The organism is Nocardia sp. IFM 10818, from assembly GCF_054655275.1.
Genome location: NZ_BAAHJH010000001.1, coordinates 1,700,734 through 1,721,888 on the forward strand (window position 1 = coordinate 1,700,734; position 21,155 = coordinate 1,721,888).

A 21,155-nucleotide genomic window follows, 5' to 3' on the forward strand; every position below is an offset into this window, starting at 1 on the left:
CGCTCAGCCGATCGGCAGCTGCGGCACCTGCACCTGGGGCATCGCGGGCAGCTGCGGCACCGAATCCGGCGTCACCGGGCTGAGCACGATCCGCCCGGTGCATCCGGTTCCGGCGCTGCCCGGCCATTCCGGTGACGACACCTTGAAGTTCAGGACGCCCGGCCCGGGCACCCCGAGATCCACGGTCGTGGTCACCGGCCGGTAGGTGTCCGGCAGCGCCACCGACGTGCCGGGCAGCTCGATGACCGCACCGTCGGTGAAGTTGTCCGAGGTATTGATCTCCAGCGTGGTCGGCACTCCCGACCTGGCCAGCAGTGTGGTCTTGCCGCACTTGCCCTTGGCGAAGTCCAGCACGATGCGCTGCGCGGGTTCCGTCGCGGACGCACCGGGCGCGACGAGCGCACCGGCCAGTCCCAGCGCGGCGGCGGTCAGGGTGACGCGGCGGAAGTAGCGCTTCGACACGGTTTTCACTGGCAACGAGCCCCTCTCCATTGGTCACGTACGGCTTCGATCGCCGACATCATGCCGTGGCCGGGGCCCGGACGCTCCGCAGACGCGCGGAACGGATCAGCAGAGGTTGTCGCGCAGGCAGGCGAGCAGCAGCAGCGTGACATCCGCCTTGGGCGGGGCGGTGGTGCGGGGCCGCAGGGCCAGCGGGATCTGCGGGAAGTCGGCGGTACCGGCGGCGCCCAGCTGGGTGGCGGAGCGGAAACCGTAACGCTTCCAGGCGATCTCCTGGACCTTCGGATCCTGCAGGGCCGTGATGAGGCGCTGCGCCTCGGCGGTGAGAGCCAGGATCGGATTGCTGTTGAAGATGGTGGGGTCCGGATACAGCATGCGGGTGCCCGCCAGCAGTGCGTCGGTGGCCGATTTGTTGTCGCGGTAGGCGGAGAGCTGTTGCAGCACTTGGTTTTCGTAGCCCGCGTAGAGCGAGCTGGCGCCCTGGATCAGCCATTCCCGGAACCCGCCGTCGGAGCTCTCCGATTGCAGGCCCTGCGCGTCGTAGAGGCCGCGCACGGTGGGCAGCCCGGCCTTGGCCTCGGCGAGGGTGGGCGGGGAGAAGATATCGCCGGAGGCGATGATGGTGAGTTCCAGCTGGGCCAGGGTGAAACCGGAGTTCGAGGTTTGCGGATCGGTGCTGGTGATGCGGATCGGACCGGCCAGGTTCTGCGCGCCGAGGGCCTCCCACTTCTGTTTGGGCAGCACATACTCCAGCAGCAGCCGCTCGAGCTCCACGATGTAGTACGAGTTGTCGCGCTGGGCGATGATGCCCGCGCGCAGCAGGGCGTCGGTGGCGGCGGGACCAGCGTAGATGACCTCGGGGGATTCCAGCACCGATTCGGCGCGATAGTCCGGGAAGTCGCCGGTATCGTGCGTCTGCTCGAACACGCTGCGGGCGCTCGCCGACGACGGCCACAGGCAGCCGATCTGCTGACCGCGCAATTGATCGGTGGGGATCTGCACCAGATCGTAGGAGCCGCGCTTGTCGAAGCGCACCTCCAGCCGGTAGTCCTCGCGCAGGATGCGCTGCACCTCGGGATCGGCCATGAGCGAGGACTTTTCGGAACCGCCCAGACAGGTCAGCTTGGTAATGGCGACCGGGGGCTCATTGGCGTCCCGGATCACCACGACGCCGACGGCGATCGCGGCCACGGCCAGCACGATCGCGATCAGCAGGGGCAGGCGGGATCTGTTCATCGGTCCTCGATCCGGGGCAGCGGTGGGGGAGAGAGCAATTCCAGATGCGCCAGCGCGGTGAAGAACGACTCCACGTTCGCGCCGCGCAGCTGCTCGGCGCTGTGCTCGGCGAACGCCTCGAACCCGGTGAGCACCTGGCGGCCGTGCGCGAGCAGCGCCGCCGCGTCGTGATAGCGGCCGGGGCGATTCTGGATCTCCAGATACCGCTCCAGCACCGCTTCGACGCTGCCGAGGTAGTCGTCCAGCGCACGATAGGTCGTGGAAAGGCTTGCCGGATCCACCGTTTCGGTGCGGGCCAGCAGCACGGGGACGGTATCGCAGGCCCGCAACAGCGAGGCGCGGGTGTGCACATCGGTGACCTGGCCCGCGAGTCGGGCCACCCGCGCATTCGACTTCTGCACCCGCTGCCGCAGCTGCCGCCGCGCCCGGGCCGACGATATCGACTGCCCGGCAAGGGAAACGATCACGGCCGCGCCCGCCGCGACGAGCGCCGCGCCCAAGGCGGAGCCCAGCACGGCGTAGAGCCCCAGGAACGAGGCGACGAGGACGACCAGCGCCGCGATCAGGACGGAATTGCTCGGCAAGCGGGCTCCTACCGGTACCCGGTGGCCTGGCGCAGGGCCGCGACCATATCGTCGGAGGTGAAGTACGAGCCGCCGGTGCGCTCGGCGATCTGTTTCAGCGCATCGGCGTTGACGCCGTCGCCGAAGCCGATGGCCACGACCGGAACACCGGCACTGGCAATGGCATTCGCGCTGCCGCCCTCGGTGTCCATGCCATCGGTCATGAGGATGACCAGGCGCTTGCGATCCACGTCCGCGGAGCCGTTGAACTGGCGGGCGGCGGCGTCCAGGCATCGGTAGATGCCGGTCTCGCCGTGCGGGGAACGGTCGCGGATGGTGGCGCGCAGGGTCTGCAGGATCTGCTCGGAGTCGCCGTTCAGCCAGGGCGTGCCGGTCGTGACGGCCTCGAACAGCTGGATGGAGGTGCGGTCGCGCGGGCCGGTCCGCAGGAAGTACTTCTTGGCTTCGACCGGATCGAAGAGCAGGTCGGCGGCGCGTTGCACGCCGTCCCAGCCGCCATTGTCGGCCATGCTGCCGGAGGCGTCGATGCAGTAGACCAGATCGGTGGGGGTGCGGTACTCGGTCTGGTACTTGTCCAGGGCGGCGTCGATGACCGCCGTGGCGGGGAAGGTGATGGGCTGGCCGGGCAGCGTGGCTTGAATGCCCCAGTCGGCGTTGAAGACCGCGCGCGGTGCGTGGGGCAGCGACAGGCCGATGCTGGTGATGGGCCGCCGGCCCAGTTCCGTCAGCCGCTGCTGGGTGTCGGCGGCGAGCAGGAAGTCCTGCAGCTGCTGGAAGTTGCGCAGCTTGTCCGGGTTGTCGCCGTGCGGGAAGAAGCCCAGCGGTGCGTCCGAAATGGCCAGCACGCCTTTGGGATACACCACCTTCAGCGGCTCCTGGCCCGCGGCTGCCAGCTCCTTGTTGCGCTCGATCACCAGATCCTCGTAGGTGAACAGCGTCTTGCACTCGGCGGAGGCCAGGCATTCGTCCATGAGCAGGCCGGTCGAGGGCGGCGTGCGGGCGAAAGCGCGGGCGAAGCGGGTGATTCCGGTGCGCACCGGTTCGGAGTCGAGCTGCTCGCGGGTGAGCGGCACGCCGGGGCCGTTGCCCGCGAAGTAGTTCAGGTAGCCCAGCAGAACCGTGGCGCCGGAATTGGATTGGGTCGGGTTGGTCATCCACGCGGTGGTCTTCTTCGCCTCGACGGCGGCGAGGATTTCCTCGATGCCGACCTCGCGGCCGGAGAAGCCGAGCTTGTCCAGCTCGGATCCGCGCCCGGCGTAGACCAGCGGGGTGGCGAACATCGGCCGCACCTCCCGCAGCCGGTTGCCGGTATCGCCGAGCTGCTGGAAGACGCTGCTGGCGAACCAGAATGCGTCATAGGGCGCATCCCCGGATTGCAGCACCCGCGCCTGATCCACCGAGCCCAGCTTGGACATGGTGCAGGTCAGTTTCCGCTCCCGGCACCACGGTCCGACGATCTGCTCGAACACCGCCTCGTGCTCGGAGCCCGCCACGAAGTTCAGCACGTCCGCGCTCGGATCGTATGCGGTGACCCGGCTCGGGTCCTTCTTGTCGTCGCCGCTGCAGCCCGCGATCACGGCCGCAAGTGTGAGCAATACCGCGACAAGCACTTTCGTGCGCCGGACGGGCAATGTGGCGCCACCTTCCCCTCGATGCCCGCAGCCTAAACAGGGCAGCAGGGAGGTTGGGTGAACAGTCGGTGACCGCCGGAGGAACCCCTGCGAATCAGTGGGAGATGGGCGAATCCGAGTGCAGCAGCGGCAGCAGATCGGGACGTTTGGGGACCCGGGCGTCGCCGGAGGAGCGGCCCTGCAGGCGATGAATGGCCCACGGCACCAAGGCGGTTGCCACCCACCGCAATTCCTCCGCGAGGGCGCCGAGCAGATCGTGCTCGGGCAGCGGCGGGGTCAGCGGCAGCGTCCAGGCGTCGGAGCTGCCCGGCAGCCGCAGCGCGTGCGCGACGGCATCGGCGATGAGCTGATGCCCGAGCGGGCTGGCGTGCAGCCGATCCGCGCTCCACAGCCGCCGGTCGGCGACCACCGGGTGATGCCCGGTCTCGGCGACGATCACGCCGTAGCGGTCGGCGGCCGCCCGCATCCGCGCGTTCATGGCGTGCACCCGGCCGCGAATCGGCCGGGTGAGCGGAATGATCCGCCCGACATCGGGAAAGGTCAGCGTCACCACGGTCGCGCCCCGCGCGGTGAGGGCGGCGAACATGGCGTGCAGGTGCTCGGCGACCTCGTCGGCGTCGAAGCCGGGCCGCAGCAGATCGTTCATGCCGGCCATGACGGTGACCAGATCCGGCCGCAGCGCCAGCGCCGCGTCCAGCTGCTGGGCCCGGATCTGCCCGGCCAGCTTGCCGCGCACCGCCAGATTGGCATAGCGCAGCTCCGGATTGACCACCGCCAGCCGCTCGGCCAGCCGGTCGGCCCAGCCGCGCAGGCCGGTCAGATCGTCGCCGTCGCCCACGCCTTCGGTTTGACTGTCGCCCAGGGCGACATAGCGGGTGAACATGCCGTCGCGCATGATGAATCGCCTTTCGGTGACTGTGCACAGATCATCACCGATGAACCGCCCACGCGGGCAGTGAAGTCGCCCGAAGTTCACTCCATCGCAACTGGAGACCTGTCAGTCGTTCGCGAGCCGGACCAGCATCTTGCCGGTATCGGCGCCCGCGCAGGGTGATTCGCTTGCCGATTGCCAGCGGCAGCCGGCGGGGCCCGGCCGGGAGCTCGACATCGTTGTAGACGGAGCTGGCGCCGCACAGGGCGACCCGGCCGAACCGGTTCATGGCAGGCAGGGCGGCATCGAGGTGATCGCCGCCCACATTGTCATATCGATGCTCCTTCGAGGGCTTTCGGGTGGAGCCCCGCGAGCAGGGCGTCCGAGGTGCGGCGCAGCAGATCGGCGCGGCCCGCGCCGAGCAGGCCGCAGGCGGCGGCCAGCAGGATTGCGGCGGTGTCCTCGGCATCGGGCCGATCCGCCGCGGTCAGCGCGCCGGTGAGCAGCGCGCGCAGGTCATCGGTGAAGCGGCGGCAGATATCGCCGCAGAGCCGGGCCTGTTCGTCGAGCAGCTCCGCGGCGTGCGGTGATTCGGCGAACGGGCCGGAGGCCAGCTCGAGCTTCGCGGACAGGATGGCGAAGACGCGCTCCGGCAGCGGGACGTCCGCGGCCGCCGCCGCGCGGGCGCGCCGCAGCGCCCCGTCGTGCAGCCGTGCGGCGACCTGCCGCACGGCATCGTCCTTGTTGCGGACGTACTGATAGACGGCCGACCTGGAAACGCCTGTCTCCGCGGCGATATCGTCCATGGTGGTGCGCCGCGCCCCGTAGCGCAGCAGACAGCGCAGGGTGGCGTCGAGCACCTCGGCGGTCCGGTCGGCCATCGCGCTCAGAGCGCCTTCAGCAGCTCCGCGGCCAGCGGGGCGGAGGAGGCCGGATTCTGGCCGGTGTACAGGTTGCGGTCCACCTCGATGTGCGGCGCCCACGGCTCACCCGCGCGGAAGTCGGTCCCCAGGGCGACGAGGCGGTCCTGCAGCAGCCACTTGGCCTTGTCCGCGAAACCCGCGATGGTCTCCTCGGCATTGGTGAAGCCGGTCACCCGGTAGCCCGCGAAGGGGGAGTCGCCCCCGGCATCGGCGGTGGCCAGCAGGGCTGCCGGTGCATGGCAGACGACGCCGAGCGGCTTGCCCGAGGCCAGCGCGGCCGCCAGCAGCCTGCCGGAGTCGGCGTTCACCGCCAGGTCTTCCATCGGACCGTGCCCGCCCGGGTAGTAGACCGCGTCGAACTCGGCGAGATCCACCTCTTCGAGCCGCACCGGGCTGGTCAATGCGCTTGCCTTGCGCAGGGTTTCGGCAATCTTCTCCGCGCCCTCGGGGCCGCCGTTGGCCTCCGGCGCCAGGCTGCCGCGGTCGACCGCGGGCACGACGCCGCCCGGCGTCGCCACCACGATCTCGTGCCCCGCGGCGGTGAACGCCTCGTAGGGCGCGGCGAACTCCTCGGCCCAGTAGCCGGTCGGATGCTTGGAACCGTCGGCCAGCGTCCAGTAGTCGACGCCGGTCATGACGAACAGGATGCGCGACATGCGATTCTCCTCGAGTGGGAAGTCCGGTCCCGACGGCCTGACACTCCGGATGCGGAATGTCAGTTCGTCGTTTAGCCCACGGTAGGGAGCATCGGATCGGATTACCAATAGACTTCCCTATATGGGATATAGGCAGATCGATGGCTCGGCGGATTTGTCGCAGCTCCGCACCTTCCTGGCCATCTACCGGGCCGGATCCCTCACCGCGGGCGCGAGCGCCGTGGGCCTGTCCCAGCCCACCGTCACCACCCAGCTCCAGGCCCTCGAACGCCACCTGGGCGGCCCGCTGTTCGAACGCCTGCCGCGCGGCGTGGCCCCCACCGCCGCGGCGCACGCCCTCGCCGCCCGGGTCGCCGACCCCCTCGATGCGCTCGCCACCGTGATGGGCGCGGCCCCCGCGAATGCCGCCGCCGAACCCCCGGTGCTGCTCGGCGGTCCCGCCGAACTCCTCGCCGCCCTGGTCCTCCCCACCCTGGCCCCGCAGATCGAACACGGCATCCGCCTCGCCGTCGTCACGGGCCTGGCCGATGATCTGCTGGCCGACCTCCGCGTGGGCAAACTCGACCTGGTCATCTCCGCCATTCGCCCGCGCGGTCGCACCGTCCTGGCCGAACCGTTGGCGGACGAGGAGTTCGTGCTGGTGGCCGCACCCGAACTCGCCGCTCGCGTGGAGGTGAATCGCTTGCGCGCCAACGACTTCACCGGCGTCCCGCTCATCAGCTACGCCCCCGATCTGCCCATTCTGCGCCGCTACTGGCGACACGTCTTCGAGACCCGCCTGGAAGCCGAACCCGCCCTTGTCATACCGGATCTGCGCGCCGTCCTCGCCGCCGTGGCCGCCGGCGCCGGGGTCTCGGTGCTCCCGCGCTATCTGTGCTCCCGCGAACTGGCTGCCGGCGCCGTGGTCACCCTGCTCGACCCGGAGGACGCACCCATCAATACCGTGTTCCTGGCCCGCCGCGTCGGCGGCCCGGCCCGGCCGCACGTCGATCGGGTGGCCGCCCGACTGCGCGAGGTCGCCGCGGTCTGGCGCGGCTGCGAACACTGATTCCCCGCGCGCGGTGGGCCGGCGGTGGGTCCACAGTGGCGCGCGATTGTCCATGTGATCCGTGACACGTGGCCCGCAGTCGGGTTGACCTAAACAATTGTTCAGGTTTCAGGATGGTCTCACACGAACTTCACAGCTTCGACACAGGAGATCATCATGACCACCGTGGCAACCACCACCGCCAATGCCCGTCCCGCCCTTCGCATTCCGGCGCTGAGCCGTCCGGTCGCCGTGCTCGGCGCGGTGGCCGCCGCCGTGCTGGCCAATGTGATCGTCTGGCTGATCGGGGAACTCGCGGGCGGATCCTTCGAGGTGAGCAATGGCAGCCAGGTCCAGGATGTGGCGCCGGGCGGCATCATCATGATGACCGCGGTGCCGCTGCTGATCGGGCTCACCGCGGCCGCGCTGCTGTCCTACAAGTGGGTGGGCGTGCTGCGCCTGGCGGCCGTGATCGGCTCGGTGCTCGCGGTCGGCACCATCGCCATGACCGTGGCCGCCGATTTCGACACCGCCTCCACCATCGCCCTGTCGGTCACCCACCTGACCCTGGTGCCCGCCCTGGTCGCCGCCACCGAGGGCATCCGGCGCACGCTGATCGAGCGCTGAATGTGCGAATCGAGCGCCGCCTGTAGGGAAGGGCCCGCATCCCATGGATGCGGGCCCTTCTCATGTGTCGTGCGGGGGCCTATTTCTTGTCGGCGATGAGGCCGTACTCCGTCATGAGCTCACCGATCTCGGTCTGATCCAACTTGCTGATCAGCTTGCGGCGCAGGAACTCCGGGCCGGGGATATCGATGGGGTCGCCGTCGCGCAGACGGGTGACCGCGGTGAGCAGGGTGCGGACGTCATAGGTGGAGTTGAAGACCTCGGGGACGCCGCGTTCGATGTCGAGCAGCCGATAGGCGGCTTCCATGCCGGTGCGGACCGAGTACTCGGTGGTGAAGATGCAGTCGCGGGTGGTTTCGGCGAACTGGCCGATGAAGGCGAAGTTGACCGAGCCCTCCGGGACCACGTCGGGGCGGTCACCGGCCTTGCGGGGCATGAAGAAGGCCGTGACGTAGGGCATCATGCAGGGCACGCACTTGGCGGCGTCGGCGGCCAGCTCCGGGATATCGGCCTCGGGAACGCCCATGTGGTACAGCCATTCCTGGGTGATCTCCGCGCCGGTGCAGTCCTGCATGGGCTTCTTCACATAGTCGCCGGGCCGGTCCACGAACAGCGAGTAGACCCAGACCACGATCTGGTCCTTGGGCTGCTGTTTGAAGTGCGGCTGGCGGTTGACCGTCCAGCTCAGCAGCCAGCTGGAGTCCTGGACGGTGACGATGCCGCCGGTGACGACCTTGCCGCTGAAGGGATCTCGCTTGCAGATCTTCTGAATGTATTCGGGGATGCGCTGATCGAGCGTGGTGACGGTGGCCGACTCCCACTTGGTGCGGGAGATGTCCCCGGCGAAGACGTCCGGATGGCCGAAGGCCTTGTCCTTGGCAGCGATCCGGCGCCACAGATCCCAGGCCGGGGCCGGGCCCTCGTTCAGCTTCGCCGGGGTGTGCTGATCGCCCTCGTCGGAGTTCTCGGTGAGCGAGCCGATGGTCATCAGCACCAGATCGTCCGGGCCGAGATCGACCCCGCCCGGCACGCCCTCGCTGACCCAGTGAATCCGGGTGGCCTGCTTGCGTTTCGCGCTCAGATCGAAGTCCACGTCGGTGACCGTGGTGTCGAACTTGAAGGTGACGCCCTGATCGAGCAGCCAGCGGTAGAGCGGCAGCACCAGCGACTCGTACTGGTTGTACTTGGTGAACTTCAGCGCCGAGAAGTCCGGCAGCCCGCCGATGTGGTGCACGAACCGGTGCAGGTACAGCTTCATCTCCAGCGCGCTGTGCCACTCCTCGAAGGCGAACATGGTGCGCCAGTACATCCAGAAGTTGCTGTCCAGGAAGTCCTTCGAGAAGACCTCGTCGATGCGCTTGTTCTCCATCTCCTCGCGGGTGGCGAGGAAGATCTTGGTGATCTCCTTCTGCGCCTTGTCGTTCAGCGTGAACAGGCCGTCGGTGTGCGCGTCCTGACCGCGTTTCACGGTGGCGCGCTGCAGCGAGTAGTTCGGGTCGTCCTTGTTGAGCCAATAGAATTCGTCCAGGACGCTGGCCCCGTCGATTTCGATGGACGGAATGGAGCGGTACAGGTCCCACAGACACTCGAAGTGGTTCTCCATCTCGCGCCCGCCGCGAATCACGAAGCCCTTCTTCGGTTCCTTGATGCCGTCGAGCGCGCCGCCGGGCAGCTTCAGCTCCTCCAGGATGGTGATCCTGTCACCGGACATCTGCCCGTCCCGGATCAGGAAGGCCGCGCCGGACATGGACGCGAGTCCCGCGCCCACGAACCACGCCGTCTTGTTCTCGACCCCCGCCGGTTTGCGGGGCCGGGCGAACGCCTCGTAATTGCCGCTGCTGTAGAACATGTGACTCCTCTCCTGCAAGTGGTTCGAAGTACCGCCGCGCTGTTCTAGCTGTATCTGTAGAAGCCCTCCCCGGTGGCCATGCCGAGCTTGCCCTTGTCGATGTAGTTGTCCTTCAACCACTTCGCGAGCTGCTCGGAGTTCTCGTCGCCGCTGTTGGCGAGAATGTTGTAGGGCGTGGTGAGGCCGATCACATCGAGTATGTGGAACGGCCCGGCGGGTGCGCCCGTGCCGATCTGCCAGGTCTGGTCGATCGCCTCCGGATCGGCGTAGCCGCCGGCGGCCAGGGCCATGGCGGAGTTCAGCAGCGGCACCAGCAGCGAATTGAGGACGTATCCCGCCTTCTCCTTGTGGATCTGGATCGGCACCATGCCGATGGCCGAGGCGAAGTCCACGACCTCGTGGAAGACCTCGGGATCGGTTGCGGTGGTGCCCATCACCTCGGCGGTATTGAAATGCCAGATCTGATTGGCGAAGTGCAGGGCCAGGAATCGATCCGGGCGGCCGGTGAAATCCTTCATGGCGCTGGGCAGCAGCGTCGAGGAATTGGTGGCGAAAATGGCCTTCTGCGGCGCGAGTTCGGCGAGCTTCTCGTAGGTCTGCTGCTTGATCGCGAGCACCTCCGGCACCGCCTCGATCACCAGGTCGGCCTCCCGCACCGCGTCCGCGAGATCGGCGGTCAGGGTGATGGCGGCGGCGGCCTGCTCGGCCTTGCCGTTCCCGCCGCCCTTCACCTGGGTCCGGTAGACGGCCGCGAGTTTCTCGAAGCGCTCTCGTCCGGCGTGCAGGGCCTCCTCGGTGATGTCGTAGGCGGTGACATCGAATCCGCTGAACGCGGTCTGGAATGCGATCTGCGAACCCAGGACTCCGGTACCGAGGACGGTCACCTTGCGAATGGTCATGCTTTTCTCCTGTTCTCGAGCGAAGCGAAGAAGCCGGCGACGATCTGGGCGATCTGGGCGCGCAGATCGGCGAGGGCATTGTGGCCGGGATGTGCGCCTGTCGCAGGTTGGACAACGGCCAATTGCAGGACCGCGAAGACGGTGCGCCCGGCCAGCCTGGCCTGACCGTCGAGCCGGGGTGCATCGAGGCGGCGGGCGCGGGCGTCCTGGGCCAGCCGTTCGGCGATCATGGACTCCAATCGGGCGACCAGGGCGAGCCCTTCCGAGCGGTATTTGTCGGTGGGAGATCCGAACAGTAATTCGCGTTGGTACACAACAGTATTCGCGGGATGGCGGTTGGCGGCCTCGGCAATCGGCGCGGTCATGGCGAGAATGGCTTTCACCGGGTCCCGCTGCGCCCGCGCCTCGCGTTCGCCGCGTTCCAGGGCTGCCCGGAAATCCTCGTTGTACACCATGAGCAGCAGCTCGCCCTTGGTCGCCGCGTACCGGAACAGCGTGCCCGCCGCGATATCCGCGCGGTCCGAGATCTGTTGTGTCGTAACGTTCTCGAAGCCGTATTCAGCAAACAGCGTGGCTGCGGCCTCGAAGATGCGCGACTGCTTATCGTGCATATTCCGCAAGCGTCGGCCGACCTGCGCCGACGTGGGCGGTACGGTCATCCGGCACCTCCGGCCCCACGGCTGGTAAATGATTAGGCTCAGTAATGAGCGTACTCCCAGTTATCGATCTGGCAACCCCTGATTCCGGGCAGGGGGTCGTGGCACGCCGTCCCGGACACCGCTAACCTCGAGATCGGGACAATTACGGCGCTCCCCGTCATGGAAGCCGGGCCGAGCCGCTGCGCAAGCCACCCACGTCCACGTGACCCGTGTTCGAAAGGCATTGGAAAACAACAATTTTGGAGTTCGACTGATTATGGCAACGCGTACGGTACCCGCAGCGACCTTCCACCCGCGTCCACCCGCCACCACCCCCGACACCTGGCATCCCGGCTCGCTCTGGTGGGATTCGAAGTCCGTCCTGGTGACCCGGCCCATCGCCCCCGGCAGTGTCGCCACCACCCCGCACCTGGTGCTGCCCGCCGACCACGGCCGGCTGGCCTTCCTGCTCTCCTCGCACGGCGCGGAGGCCGAGCAACTGGCCTACGACGGCCGGGTGGTGATCCAGGCCGGCGATTGGCGCGGCCGCCCGGCGCTGGGTTCGCGCCAGCATTACGGCACCGCCCGCATAATCGGCGACCACTATCTGGCCGAGCGGATCCACGAGGGCATGCGCATCAAGTACGGTGCGCGAACCGCCCTGGCGCGCATGGTCCATCGCCTCGCCAATGGCTCGGTCCCCTACGGTGACCTGGTCGCACTCGTCGAACTGCACCCGCCGCGCCCGCTCATGATCGGGTCGTAGCGCGCCCGCCGGTCAGTCGGCGGGCAGCCGTTCCCGGACCTTCCGCGCGCGGCGTGCGAGTCCTTCCAGATGCTGGTCGGCCCGGCGCAGGACCTCGCGCGCCCCGCGTTCGGCGGCCACGCTGAAGCGGCGCCGATCCTCGGCCCGGGCCAGCTCGTCGCGCAGGCCCGCGATGCGGGAGTCGAGTTCGGCCAGGTCGGCGGCCGCGCGGTCGTGCTCGGCCGCGGCGGAAGCCTGCTCCGCGCGCGCGGATTCGACCTCGGCGATCAATTCCTCGAGTTCGCGGCGCGCCGCGGCCCCCGCATCCGGGGACTTGCCCTTGCTCGCGGTTGTGTCGGCCTTGCGCACATCCGCGGTGGACTGTCGATTCTGCTGGTCAGCGGCATTCGATGTCCTGGCGCCGCCGGATCGGCCGGCCCCGCCGCCGGCGACGGCGAGGAGAGCGGCCGGGCCGAAGCCCTCATAACTGGCGGCCGCGGTCAGCGTCCCCGCCCGGACCTGCTCGGCGACCTCCGGATCCGCCAGCGCCGCTTGCAGTGTGCTGCCGACATCGCGCAAGACCGATTCGCTCAGCCGCTGCCCGTGCGCCGCGGCCAGCTCGCCGGCCTTCCGGGTGAGCGCGTTGACCACCTGCTGGCGCTGTGTGGTGAGCGTTCGCAACTGCTCGCCGGAGAGCCGTCGCTGCGCCTCCCGCAAGGCATCGCCGATCTCCAGCAGTGCGCCCACATCCTCGCCCGCTGCCCGGGCCAGCAGATTCACCGCCCACGCCGCCACGGTCGGCCGCCGCAGCTTGCCGATGGCGGTCGCCAGCGCCTTGTCCCCGTCCTCCCGCGCCTGCTGCGCCCGCTCGGTGCGCACCGTCACGAACTCCCCGGGCGGCACCCCGTACAGCTCGGCCGCAACCTCTTCGAGGTTCATACCGCCCAAGCCTACGAGCATGCGGACCTGTCGGTCCGGTACAGCGCCGGATCAGCGCGGGGCGGGCCGTCTTCAGCGCTTGCGCAGGCCGTTGAGGAGCAGGTCGAGAATGGCGTCGAGATTGTGGGCGCGGGCTTCGGGTCCCAAGGGGCCGGACAGCATGTCGACCATGCTGGGGGTCAGCATCATGTAGATGGCGCGGCCGAGGGTGTGGGTGTCGATGTCGTCGCGCAGATAGCCCTGGGAGATGCCGAGTTCGAGGGCGGCGGCGGTGCCGGCGGCGAGGGCCTCGTTCACGGCCAGCAGGCGGGCGGTGAGTTCGGCGTCGACGGCGGTGCCCTCGAACATGAGCATGCGGACCATGCCGGGTTCCTCGTCGACGGCGCGCAGCACGGCCTCGCCGACGGCGCGGACATGGGTGAGGAAGCCCTCGAAGTCCTCCGGCGGGCCGTCGCCCCAGGCTTCCCGGGCCACGTCGAACATCTTCTCGATGCCGAAATCGATGACGTGGTCGAGCATGTCGCGCTTGGAGTCGAAGTAGCGGTAGAAGGTGCCGGTGGCGACGCCGAGGCGATCGGTGATGTCGTTGACGCCCGCGGCGGTGTAGCCCTTCTCGATGAACACGGCGTAGGCGGTCTCGATCAGCTCGCGGCGGCGCTGGGCGGCCAGTTCGGCGCGCGGGGGACGGCCGCGTTTGGGGCGGTCGGGGGCGGTCGATCCTTCGGCGGTCATGGGCGCTTTCTCGGGTGGTGACGGCGTCGGAGACAGCGTACCGCCCGGAAAATTAGCTGAGTGAGGTCTCGTTCACTTATTTACAGGGGTGTCGGGCGGCTGTTAGCTTTTTGGTGAATGAGACCTCATTCATTGATGCGGGCGACCGCAGATCGCCCGTTCAGCAGCATGGAGACGAACATGGCGAAAGATCCCATGGACAAGAAGGTCCCCACCTCCCGCGCGGTGCGAACCGCCGCGCTGGGCCGCATTGCCGCCGGCCAGGTCCTGCGGCAGGCCGGTGCGAAGGTCGCCACGGTGGGGCGCGGCGAGGACAAGCGGAAGGTGGTCATGGACCGCCGGCAGGCCGAGGCCATGCGCGCGCTGGTCAACGGGCTGGGCACCATGCGCGGGGCCGCCATGAAGATCGGGCAGGCGCTGTCGGTGGTGGACGGCGGCATCTTCCCGGAGGAGATTCGCGAGGACTTCCAGAAAGCCCTTGCCCAGCTGCGTGATTCGGCGCCGACCGTATCGTTCGACAAGATGCGCAAGGTGATCGAGGAGGATCTCGGCGGCAAGCTGGCGGAGCACTTCGCGCACTTCGAGGACACGCCCCTGGCCTCGGCCTCCATCGGCCAGGTGTACCGGGCCCGGCTGCACGACGGGCGCGAGGTCTGCGTCAAGGTGCAGTACCCGGGCATCGACAAGGCGGTGCGGGCCGATATCAAGAATATGGCGCTGCTCACCCACGGGCTGAAAATCATTGCGCCCGCCCTGGATACCAAGGCCATGGCCGACGAGATCCGGGATCGGGTGGAGGAGGAGCTGGACTACGAGCTGGAGGCGCAGAATCAGCGTGCGGCCGCCCGGCTCTACCGCGGGCATCCGTTCATCGTGGTGCCCGATGTGGTCTCCAGCCTGTCGGGGCGGCGGGTGCTGGTCACCGAATTCTTTGCGGGGCGTGGATTCGAGGAGATCAAGGACGCCGATCAGGAGACGCGGAATCGCGTGGCGGAGATACTCTTCCGCTTCTTCGGCGGCGGCATGCTGCGCTACCGGCAGTTCTCCGGCGACCCGCATCCGGGCAACTTCCTGGTCGGTGACGATGGGCGGGTGGCCTTCCTGGACTTCGGTCTCTACAAGTACGTCGCGGCCGACGCCGTCGAGCATCAGCTCCGGATCCAGCGGGCCATGGCCGAGGACGACGCGGTGGGCGTGCACCGGGCGCTGAGCGAGGCGGGCTTCATTCCCGACCCGGACTCCGTGCCGGTGGATGAGGCCGCGGGCATTGTCGGCGCGGTGATCGGGTGGCTGACCACCGACGAAAACCTGTGCATCACACCGGAAATGGTGAACGACGCCATGGCGCAGACCATTGTGCCCACCTCCGACAGCTTCGGGCTGATCCGCAAGCAGTCGGTGCCGCAGGAACAGCTGGTCACGTTGCGCACCCTGGTCATGGTGATGGCGGCGCTGGGACAGCTGCGGGCCGAGGGCAATTGGCACCGCATTGCCCGCGAGTGGCAGTACAACGACGCGCCCGTCACCGAACTCGGCCGCATCGAGGCGGAATCCGATTGGGCGACCACGACTCTGGCCGCGGCCGGCTGATCGTCCCGAACCATTCGCGAGGAGGAACCCGTGATCACCAATCTGCTCAACGACGTGCTCAGCAACCCCATTGCCCGCGGGGCGATCGACCGTGCGCAGGACGCCCGCGATGCCGCGCTGGAGGCGCAGGAGGCCGTGCTGGGCCTGCTGAACCTGCCCACCGCCACCGGCGTGGACACCATCCTGCATCGCATGAAGTCGATCTCGCAGCGCCTCGAGCTCCTCGAGGACGCCGTCGAGAATCTCAATCGCTCGGCCGCGACCATCGCCTCCATCTCCAAGAAGCTCACCGAACTCGACAAGCATCTCGAGCAGGTGCTCGCGGAGCGGGCCGCCGAGACCGCTGTGTGATCCACGATCGAATATTTGGCCTGCGGCTTTCCGAAAGTTAAGCCCGGGAAGCCGAACCGTCATGCACGAGAATCTGAACGTTCAACCATCCGGCCTACCGTCGAGTAGAGGGCACGACGGAGGTTCCGATGCAGAACGCACGTCTTCGAACCGTATGGCTGGCGAATGTGACCGCGGGGGCGGCGGTCGTCACGGCGCGGGCCTCGCTCCCGCGGTCCGCGTTCACCGTCTATCAATCGGCGATCTCGCGATCGGAGGCCGCGCGGGTGCGGCGCAGCGCGATCGTGGCCTCGGACCTCGAGGTGGTCACCGTGACCGATCGGTCGGTGGTGCTGACCTGGACCACCCGGGCGCGGGACAAGACCGGGCGGCTGCGGCCGGCGCCCGCCGACACCGAGGTGCGCATCACTCCCGCCGACGGGGTCGCGCCCGCGCTGCCGCTGTATGCGGACGAGCGGCCCACCGCCTTCCACTACGCGGAGATCGACGGGCTGGAGCCGGGTCGGAGCTATCGGTTCGAGGCGTACTCGGCCGGGCACCGGGTCGTCCCGGCGCGCACGCGGGTGACGCGGCGGGCCGGAACGCCGGAGATCACCGGGGTTTTCACCACGCTCACACCGCCGCCGGGCCGCCTGCTGCGCACTCTGGCGCTGGCCAATGACGTGCACTACGGGGAGGAGGCCAGCGGCATCTTCGTGGCCGGATGGCCGCCGGGGCTGCGGCACGATACCGAGGATCATCCGGAGGTCATGCTCGACGCGCTGCTGGATGACCTGCGTGAGCCCGGGCGGGACGCCGATCACCTGATTCTGGCGGGCGATCTCACCGACAGCGGGTCGCCGGCCCAGTCGCTGGGCGTGCGCGCCCGGCTGGATCGCTGGGGTGTGCTCGGCCGCGACTATTTCGTGTGCCGCGGCAATCACGATGCGCCGCTGCGGTATCCGGACGATCCGTGGGGCTCGGTGTTCCACCCGCGGCAGCAGCTGATCGAGAACGAGGCGGGTGGACTGCGGATCATCGGCCTCGACACCACCCGGCTGCGCGGGGCGGGCGGGACCATCGTGCGCCCGCAGCTGGATCACCTGCGCGAGCTGCTCACGGCGGACCCGGAGCGGCCCACCCTGGTCTTCGGCCACCACCCGGTGACTTCCTGTGCGGCGGTGAGCAATCCGGGCGGACCGGGTTTCGTGCTGGACCGCTCGAATGCGGCCGCGCTGCACGCTCTCTACCGGTCCGCCTCCGGAGTGTTCCTGCACCACTGCGGGCACACTCACCGAAATCGCCTGGGCCGCCCCGATTCCGGCATCGACGTGGAGTTCCTCGAAGTGGCGGCGGTCAAGGAGTACCCGGGCGGCTACCTGCTGCTGCGAATCTACGAGGGCGGCTACATGGCCAACTTCTACAAGACGCGCACCGAGCCGGCGCGCAGCTGGAGCACCCGCACCCGCCGCCAATTCCTCGGCATGTACCCCGACCACGCACTCGGCAGCTTCGCCTCCCGCAATCATGTTGTGCTGCGCGACTTCTCCGGTCTGGCGGCCGCGGAATCCGCGGCCGTCGTTCAGCGCGGATGGGCGGCGACGTAGCGAGCGACCTCGAATTCGCGCAGCTTCTGGGCCTCCGGATTCTTCAGATCCTCGGGCAGGCCGTGCTGGCGGAGCCGATGGGCTCGGTTCAGGTGCATGTGCGCCGAGCAGTAGAACCAGGCCAGGATCATGGCGAGCAATGTCATCGCGCCGCGCAGCCACAGCTCGCCCGGGAAGCACAGGAACGCGGCGAACAGCGGCGTGAACGGCACCAGCCCGCGAACCAGGTGCCGCAGATAGGAATGCCTGCCGGTCAGGTCATTGCGGACCCAGTCCGTCATCGAATCCGGCAGGCGCCGCCCGAGGGCGTAGCCGAGCCATTGGATCGGAGTGGGCCGCCGTTGTGGTTTCGATGTCATACCTGCAAGTCTTCGCGCGCGCGAAGCCGCCCGGTAGCGGGTACGAGCCTGGCTGTGCATAGAGCGGGTCTATGGCTTGCGGGCCGGGAGACGCTGGTCGAGGAAGTCGGCGAAAACCTGCCGGGAGATCTGCGTGCTCCAATCGCCCCAGGTGAAGTCGTACGCGTGTTCGCCGTAGGGCGCCGGCAGCAGTTCGTTGGGCACGCCCGCGTCGTCGAGGCGATCGATCAGGGCCACCGACTGCTCGTAGGGGACCACATGATCGCGGGTGCCGTGCATGATCAGGGTGGGCGGCAGGCCCGGGCGCACATAGTTGATCGGCGATGCCGCGGCGTAGTGGCTGGGCACCTGCGCGGGGGTGCCGCCGGTGTAGTCCTCGACCAGATCGCGGATCTCCGGTAGCAGCCGGGGATCTCGCCACGCGGCGGCGAGATCGGTGGCCGGGTAGAAGGCGGCGACCGCGCGCACCGAGGCGTCGGCCACCGCGCAGCTGGGCGCGATCGGATCGGCATAGGCCGCCATGAGCGCCAGATTCCCGCCCGCCGAACCGCCCGCGACCATGACCCGCTCCGGATCGATCGTGTACTCCAGCGCGTGCTGCTTGACCCATCCGATAGCGCACTTCACATCCGCCGCCGCCTGATCCCACCGCGGCGGCGGCGACATCCGGTATTCGATGGCGAAGACCGCATACCCCTTGTCGTTCAACCACTTGTGCCACTTCGGCGCCTCCCCGCGATCCCCGTGCGCCCACCCGCCCCCGTGCACCCACACCACCGCGGGCCGCGCCCCCGACGGCCCGCCCATGGGCACCTTGGCATCCAGCAGCAGCGCCGTCCCGTCGACGGTGTTGTAGATCGTGCTCAGCGACTCGACCGGCCGTCCCGCATTCGACCCGCCGGTGACATAGTCCAGCACCGACAGTTTCGCCTCGTACCGATCAGCCGACCGATACGAACTCACCACCGGAAACATCGCGGCGGCAACCCCGATCAGGCACACCGCCGCCGTCCCCACACCGACCACCCGCAGCCCACGAGCCATCCGCCGCTGTGCGAGCAACGCCGACAACCCGGCGCCGAACAACCCCAGCGGTATCAGATAGAACCCGTAATTGCTCACCAGATACGACAACTCGACCATCTCGCCGGGAATGCGCCCGGTGGCGATCACATACGTGAACAACCCCATCGCCACCGCAACCAGCACGGCCACACCGGCCGAGACCAACCGCACGACCATGCCGCCCATTAACGCACGCCCCCACCGCGCCGCCCCGCGCCGACACGCCCCCGCTCGTGATCGGCTGAGGCGCGGCGCTATCTCAACGCGGTTGGCCGGTTCGGCGGAACTCCGCGGTGGTGAGTCCGGCGACGCCCCAGTCCTCGAGTTCGACCTCGTCGATGAGGACGAAGGTGAGGCGGGGGTCCTTGTCGAGGACGTCGACCAGGACCTGGGTCATGCGGGCGATGATCTCGGCCTTCTGTTCGGGGGTGGCGCCTTCGCGGGTGATCTTGACGTTGACGTAGGGCATGGCGGGGACTCCTTCGAAATGGTGTGGTCAGCGGCGGGCGGTGACGAAGCCGCCGTCGTGGTCGAGCTGGGCGCCGGTGGTGAATTCGGCGTCGGTGAGATGCAGGACGGAGGAGGCGATTTCGGCGGGCTCGGCGATCCGGTTCAGGACCGCGAGGGCGCCGAGGCCGTCCACGTCGGAGGGGTGCAGCGGGGTGCGCACAATGCCGGGGGAGACCTCGTTCACCCGGATGCCGTGCTGGGCGAGCTCGGCGGACAGTGAAACGGTGAGGGCGCGGACGCCGCCCTTGGACACCATGGCGGCGCTGGCCGGGAAGCCGGCGATGGCGTGGGACAGCAGCACGGTGGTGATATTGACGATGGCGCCGCCGCTGCCCTGCTGGATCATGCGGCGCGCGACGGCCTGGGTGATCAGGTAGGTACCGCGCAGATTGCCCTGCAGGAAGCCGTCCAGCTGTGCGGGGGTCACCTCGGTGAACGGGGCGGAGGCGAAGGTGCCCGCATTGTTGACCAGGATGTCCACCGCGCCGAACGCCTCGACCGCGGTGTCGACCAAGGCCTGGCCGGTCGCCTCGTCGGCGAGATCGCCGACCGTGAACCGGCTGCGCACACCGCCGTCCAGCTGGGCGATGGCCTTTTCGAGCTTGGCCCGGTCGCGGCCGCCGATCACCACATTGTCGCCGCGCGCGACCAGGGCCGCCGCGACGGCGAAGCCGATGCCGCTGGAACCGCCGGTCACGATCGCGGTGCGTGGATTGCTCGTCATCTCATCCTCTTTCGTTTCCGCCCGGCTCTCGATCGCCGGCGCCCTTCGAGGATCGGCCGGAGGCGCTATATAAGTCCACGACGTAATTGTTCGCCAACCGCTAAGCTGAGCTTATGGATTTGGATGTCCGCGATCTGGAGCTGCTCGACGCGCTGGCCACCGGCGGCACCTTGCAGCAGGCGGCGGACCGGCTCTATGTCAGCCAGCCCGCGCTCAGCCAGCGGCTGCTCAAGATGGAGGAGCGGCTGGGCACCCCGTTGTTCGACCGGGTGGGTCGGCGACTGGTGCCCAATATGGCGGGAAAACGCCTGCTGCCGAGAGCATCTCGCATTCTCGCCGATCTCGCCGCCGCCGAGCAGGAGGTGCGCGAGATGGCCCGCTACGGCGATCGCCACATCCGCCTCGCCACCCAGTGCGCGACCACCTTCTCCTGGCTCACCCCCGTCATGCGCGAACTGCGAATCAATCGTCCCGACAGCCTGATTCGCGTCCAGAACATCGGCGACGAGGACCCCATCGACGCCCTGCTCGCCCAGCGCATCGACGTCGCCGTGGTCACCAAACTGCACTCCACCGCCGACCACGTCCACCTCACCCACCTCATGGACGACGAGATGCTGGCCGTGGTCGCCCCCGACCACCCCTGGGCCGCAAGGCAACACATCACCGCCGCCGACTTCGCCACCGAGAACCTGATCCTCTACGACACCTACGACCCCAGCCGCCCCAACCCCACCCCGCCCCCGCTGCCGCCCGGCACCCATCCGGCCCGCCTGACCCTGATCCCCATCCTCACCGAACTGTTCATCGAACTGGTCGTAGCCGGTGAGGGTGTCGGCGTCCTCCCCTCCTGGGTGGCGGCTCCCTTCGTGGCCCGCGGCGATATCGCCACCGTCCGCATCGGCGCGGACGGCGATATGCGCCCCTGGTACGCCGGCGTCCGCCCCGACGACGACCGCCCGCACATCCGCGATTTCGTCGCCCTCATCCGAGCGCATTTCAATGCCGAACCGGCCGAAGCGGCGGCCCGTTGGGACGCCGCTTCGTTCTGAACCACTTCTCCGGAGCCGGCACCGGCTTCCAGTACATGTCGTTCTCAGGCATTCGAGCACATCTTCCTGGTCCCCCCAGGGTTGTGCTGTTGAGAGACA

The 21,155-nt window shown here is 68.5% G+C and carries 23 protein-coding genes; 7 read left to right on the forward strand and 16 right to left on the reverse strand.

Going from position 1 to position 21,155, the window contains the following annotated elements; translation table 11 throughout:
- Window positions 1-3 precede the first annotated feature (3 nt).
- The 7 genes from ACYQ5L_RS07540 to ACYQ5L_RS07570 all read right to left on the reverse strand — a co-directional run bounded on the left by ACYQ5L_RS07540 (window position 4) and on the right by ACYQ5L_RS07570 (window position 6,363).
- Window positions 4-471 (reverse strand): hypothetical protein, encoded by a 468-nt coding sequence (locus tag ACYQ5L_RS07540; protein WP_459956580.1) that lies wholly within the window; start codon window positions 469-471, stop codon window positions 4-6.
- Between the two features lie 96 nt (window positions 472-567).
- Window positions 568-1,698 (reverse strand): hypothetical protein, encoded by a 1,131-nt coding sequence (locus ACYQ5L_RS07545; RefSeq protein WP_459956582.1) that lies wholly within the window; start codon window positions 1,696-1,698, stop codon window positions 568-570.
- Complete coding sequence (locus ACYQ5L_RS07550) at window positions 1,695-2,282, reverse strand: hypothetical protein (protein ID WP_459956584.1); 588 nt, start codon at window positions 2,280-2,282, stop codon at window positions 1,695-1,697. Before ACYQ5L_RS07550 ends, ACYQ5L_RS07545 begins: the two co-directional genes overlap by 4 nt.
- 8 nt (window positions 2,283-2,290) lie before the next feature.
- Window positions 2,291-3,859, reverse strand: a complete 1,569-nt coding sequence (locus ACYQ5L_RS07555) for a VWA domain-containing protein (protein WP_459956586.1) — start codon at window positions 3,857-3,859, stop codon at window positions 2,291-2,293.
- Window positions 3,860-4,007: 148 nt separating this feature from the next.
- Window positions 4,008-4,808: an SGNH/GDSL hydrolase family protein gene (locus ACYQ5L_RS07560; RefSeq protein ID WP_459956588.1), complete on the reverse strand. Its 801-nt coding sequence runs from the start codon at window positions 4,806-4,808 to the stop codon at window positions 4,008-4,010.
- A gap of 305 nt (window positions 4,809-5,113) precedes the next feature.
- Window positions 5,114-5,665: a TetR/AcrR family transcriptional regulator gene (locus tag ACYQ5L_RS07565; RefSeq protein WP_459956590.1), complete on the reverse strand. Its 552-nt coding sequence runs from the start codon at window positions 5,663-5,665 to the stop codon at window positions 5,114-5,116.
- A gap of 5 nt (window positions 5,666-5,670) precedes the next feature.
- Entirely contained in the window at window positions 5,671-6,363 is a 693-nt protein-coding gene (locus ACYQ5L_RS07570; protein ID WP_459956592.1) for a type 1 glutamine amidotransferase domain-containing protein, read from the reverse strand.
- Window positions 6,364-6,484: 121 nt separating this feature from the next.
- On the opposite strand from ACYQ5L_RS07570, the gene ACYQ5L_RS07575 reads away from it, so the two are divergent.
- Entirely contained in the window at window positions 6,485-7,411 is a 927-nt protein-coding gene (locus ACYQ5L_RS07575; RefSeq protein ID WP_459956594.1) for a LysR family transcriptional regulator, read from the forward strand.
- A 156-nt stretch (window positions 7,412-7,567) separates the two neighbouring features.
- Window positions 7,568-8,017, forward strand: coding sequence for a DUF6069 family protein (locus ACYQ5L_RS07580; RefSeq protein ID WP_459956596.1), 450 nt, complete (start codon window positions 7,568-7,570; stop codon window positions 8,015-8,017).
- 79 nt (window positions 8,018-8,096) lie between these two features.
- Here the strand turns inward: ACYQ5L_RS07580 and ACYQ5L_RS07585 are convergent, their stop codons facing one another.
- From ACYQ5L_RS07585 to ACYQ5L_RS07595, 3 genes are read right to left on the reverse strand one after another with little or no spacing between them, the layout of a single operon-like run.
- The gene (locus ACYQ5L_RS07585) at window positions 8,097-9,866 is read right to left on the reverse strand and encodes an oleate hydratase (protein ID WP_459956598.1); all 1,770 of its coding nucleotides are present in this window, start codon (window positions 9,864-9,866) and stop codon (window positions 8,097-8,099) included.
- A 44-nt stretch (window positions 9,867-9,910) separates the two neighbouring features.
- Window positions 9,911-10,765, reverse strand: a complete 855-nt coding sequence (locus ACYQ5L_RS07590; protein ID WP_459956600.1) for a 3-hydroxyacyl-CoA dehydrogenase — start codon at window positions 10,763-10,765, stop codon at window positions 9,911-9,913.
- A complete protein-coding gene (locus tag ACYQ5L_RS07595) occupies window positions 10,762-11,376 on the reverse strand; it encodes a TetR/AcrR family transcriptional regulator (RefSeq protein WP_459956602.1) in 615 nt (204 codons plus the stop codon). The genes ACYQ5L_RS07590 and ACYQ5L_RS07595 overlap by 4 nt, the downstream gene beginning before the upstream one ends.
- A 304-nt stretch (window positions 11,377-11,680) precedes the next feature.
- Here ACYQ5L_RS07595 and ACYQ5L_RS07600 point away from each other — a divergent pair, with 304 nt between their 5' ends.
- The gene (locus tag ACYQ5L_RS07600) at window positions 11,681-12,169 is read left to right on the forward strand and encodes a hypothetical protein (RefSeq protein ID WP_459956604.1); all 489 of its coding nucleotides are present in this window, start codon (window positions 11,681-11,683) and stop codon (window positions 12,167-12,169) included.
- 12 nt (window positions 12,170-12,181) lie between these two features.
- On the opposite strand, the gene ACYQ5L_RS07605 is transcribed toward ACYQ5L_RS07600, so the two are convergent.
- The gene (locus ACYQ5L_RS07605; protein ID WP_459956606.1) at window positions 12,182-13,087 is read right to left on the reverse strand and encodes a hypothetical protein; all 906 of its coding nucleotides are present in this window, start codon (window positions 13,085-13,087) and stop codon (window positions 12,182-12,184) included.
- Window positions 13,088-13,159: 72 nt separating this feature from the next.
- On the reverse strand, window positions 13,160-13,819 hold the full coding sequence (locus ACYQ5L_RS07610) for a TetR/AcrR family transcriptional regulator (RefSeq protein WP_459956608.1): 660 nt from the start codon (window positions 13,817-13,819) through the stop codon (window positions 13,160-13,162).
- Window positions 13,820-13,999: 180 nt separating this feature from the next.
- Between ACYQ5L_RS07610 and ACYQ5L_RS07615 the strand changes: the two genes are divergently transcribed.
- The 3 genes from ACYQ5L_RS07615 (at window position 14,000) to ACYQ5L_RS07625 (ending at window position 17,346) form a co-directional block, all read left to right on the forward strand.
- A complete protein-coding gene (locus tag ACYQ5L_RS07615; protein WP_459956610.1) occupies window positions 14,000-15,409 on the forward strand; it encodes an ABC1 kinase family protein in 1,410 nt (469 codons plus the stop codon).
- A gap of 30 nt (window positions 15,410-15,439) precedes the next feature.
- A complete protein-coding gene (locus tag ACYQ5L_RS07620) occupies window positions 15,440-15,760 on the forward strand; it encodes a hypothetical protein (protein ID WP_459956612.1) in 321 nt (106 codons plus the stop codon).
- Between the two features lie 128 nt (window positions 15,761-15,888).
- Window positions 15,889-17,346, forward strand: a complete 1,458-nt coding sequence (locus tag ACYQ5L_RS07625) for a metallophosphoesterase (protein WP_459956614.1) — start codon at window positions 15,889-15,891, stop codon at window positions 17,344-17,346.
- Here the strand turns inward: ACYQ5L_RS07625 and ACYQ5L_RS07630 are convergent.
- The 4 genes from ACYQ5L_RS07630 to ACYQ5L_RS07645 form a co-directional block, all read right to left on the reverse strand.
- Window positions 17,322-17,705: a DUF5313 family protein gene (locus tag ACYQ5L_RS07630; protein WP_459956616.1), complete on the reverse strand. Its 384-nt coding sequence runs from the start codon at window positions 17,703-17,705 to the stop codon at window positions 17,322-17,324. The two genes, ACYQ5L_RS07625 and ACYQ5L_RS07630, sit on opposite strands and share 25 nt — an antisense overlap.
- 69 nt (window positions 17,706-17,774) lie before the next feature.
- Window positions 17,775-18,947 carry an alpha/beta hydrolase fold domain-containing protein gene (locus ACYQ5L_RS07635; protein ID WP_459956618.1) on the reverse strand — a complete coding sequence of 391 codons (1,173 nt, stop codon included), beginning with the start codon at window positions 18,945-18,947 and terminating at the stop codon, window positions 17,775-17,777.
- A gap of 82 nt (window positions 18,948-19,029) precedes the next feature.
- A complete protein-coding gene (locus tag ACYQ5L_RS07640; RefSeq protein ID WP_459956620.1) occupies window positions 19,030-19,239 on the reverse strand; it encodes a tautomerase family protein in 210 nt (69 codons plus the stop codon).
- 27 nt (window positions 19,240-19,266) lie between these two features.
- Complete coding sequence (locus ACYQ5L_RS07645) at window positions 19,267-20,004, reverse strand: SDR family NAD(P)-dependent oxidoreductase (protein ID WP_459956622.1); 738 nt, start codon at window positions 20,002-20,004, stop codon at window positions 19,267-19,269.
- Between the two features lie 113 nt (window positions 20,005-20,117).
- Between ACYQ5L_RS07645 and ACYQ5L_RS07650 the strand changes: the two genes are divergently transcribed.
- Entirely contained in the window at window positions 20,118-21,056 is a 939-nt protein-coding gene (locus ACYQ5L_RS07650; RefSeq protein ID WP_459956624.1) for a LysR family transcriptional regulator, read from the forward strand.
- Window positions 21,057-21,155: the final 99 nt, after the last annotated feature.

Bases quoted from the DNA above. Each gene is read 5' to 3' on its own strand.
- ACYQ5L_RS07590 (WP_459956600.1), bottom strand. From the start codon at position 10,765: ATGACCATTCGCAAGGTGACCGTCCTCGGTACCGGAGTCCTGGGTTCG.
- ACYQ5L_RS07615 (WP_459956610.1), top strand. From the start codon at position 14,000: ATGGCGAAAGATCCCATGGACAAGAAGGTCCCCACCTCCCGCGCGGTG.
- ACYQ5L_RS07630 (WP_459956616.1), bottom strand. From the start codon at position 17,705: ATGACATCGAAACCACAACGGCGGCCCACTCCGATCCAATGGCTCGGC.
- ACYQ5L_RS07605 (WP_459956606.1), bottom strand. From the start codon at position 13,087: ATGAACCTCGAAGAGGTTGCGGCCGAGCTGTACGGGGTGCCGCCCGGG.
- ACYQ5L_RS07585 (WP_459956598.1), bottom strand. From the start codon at position 9,866: ATGTTCTACAGCAGCGGCAATTACGAGGCGTTCGCCCGGCCCCGCAAA.
- ACYQ5L_RS07565 (WP_459956590.1), bottom strand. From the start codon at position 5,665: ATGGCCGACCGGACCGCCGAGGTGCTCGACGCCACCCTGCGCTGTCTG.
- ACYQ5L_RS07610 (WP_459956608.1), bottom strand. From the start codon at position 13,819: ATGACCGCCGAAGGATCGACCGCCCCCGACCGCCCCAAACGCGGCCGT.
- ACYQ5L_RS07650 (WP_459956624.1), top strand. From the start codon at position 20,118: ATGGATTTGGATGTCCGCGATCTGGAGCTGCTCGACGCGCTGGCCACC.
- ACYQ5L_RS07645 (WP_459956622.1), bottom strand. From the start codon at position 20,004: ATGACGAGCAATCCACGCACCGCGATCGTGACCGGCGGTTCCAGCGGC.
- ACYQ5L_RS07600 (WP_459956604.1), top strand. From the start codon at position 11,681: ATGGCAACGCGTACGGTACCCGCAGCGACCTTCCACCCGCGTCCACCC.
- ACYQ5L_RS07545 (WP_459956582.1), bottom strand. From the start codon at position 1,698: ATGAACAGATCCCGCCTGCCCCTGCTGATCGCGATCGTGCTGGCCGTG.
- ACYQ5L_RS07575 (WP_459956594.1), top strand. From the start codon at position 6,485: ATGGGATATAGGCAGATCGATGGCTCGGCGGATTTGTCGCAGCTCCGC.
- ACYQ5L_RS07625 (WP_459956614.1), top strand. From the start codon at position 15,889: ATGCAGAACGCACGTCTTCGAACCGTATGGCTGGCGAATGTGACCGCG.
- ACYQ5L_RS07635 (WP_459956618.1), bottom strand. From the start codon at position 18,947: ATGGTCGTGCGGTTGGTCTCGGCCGGTGTGGCCGTGCTGGTTGCGGTG.
- ACYQ5L_RS07640 (WP_459956620.1), bottom strand. From the start codon at position 19,239: ATGCCCTACGTCAACGTCAAGATCACCCGCGAAGGCGCCACCCCCGAA.
- ACYQ5L_RS07595 (WP_459956602.1), bottom strand. From the start codon at position 11,376: ATGCACGATAAGCAGTCGCGCATCTTCGAGGCCGCAGCCACGCTGTTT.
- ACYQ5L_RS07580 (WP_459956596.1), top strand. From the start codon at position 7,568: ATGACCACCGTGGCAACCACCACCGCCAATGCCCGTCCCGCCCTTCGC.
- ACYQ5L_RS07560 (WP_459956588.1), bottom strand. From the start codon at position 4,808: ATGCGCGACGGCATGTTCACCCGCTATGTCGCCCTGGGCGACAGTCAA.
- ACYQ5L_RS07570 (WP_459956592.1), bottom strand. From the start codon at position 6,363: ATGTCGCGCATCCTGTTCGTCATGACCGGCGTCGACTACTGGACGCTG.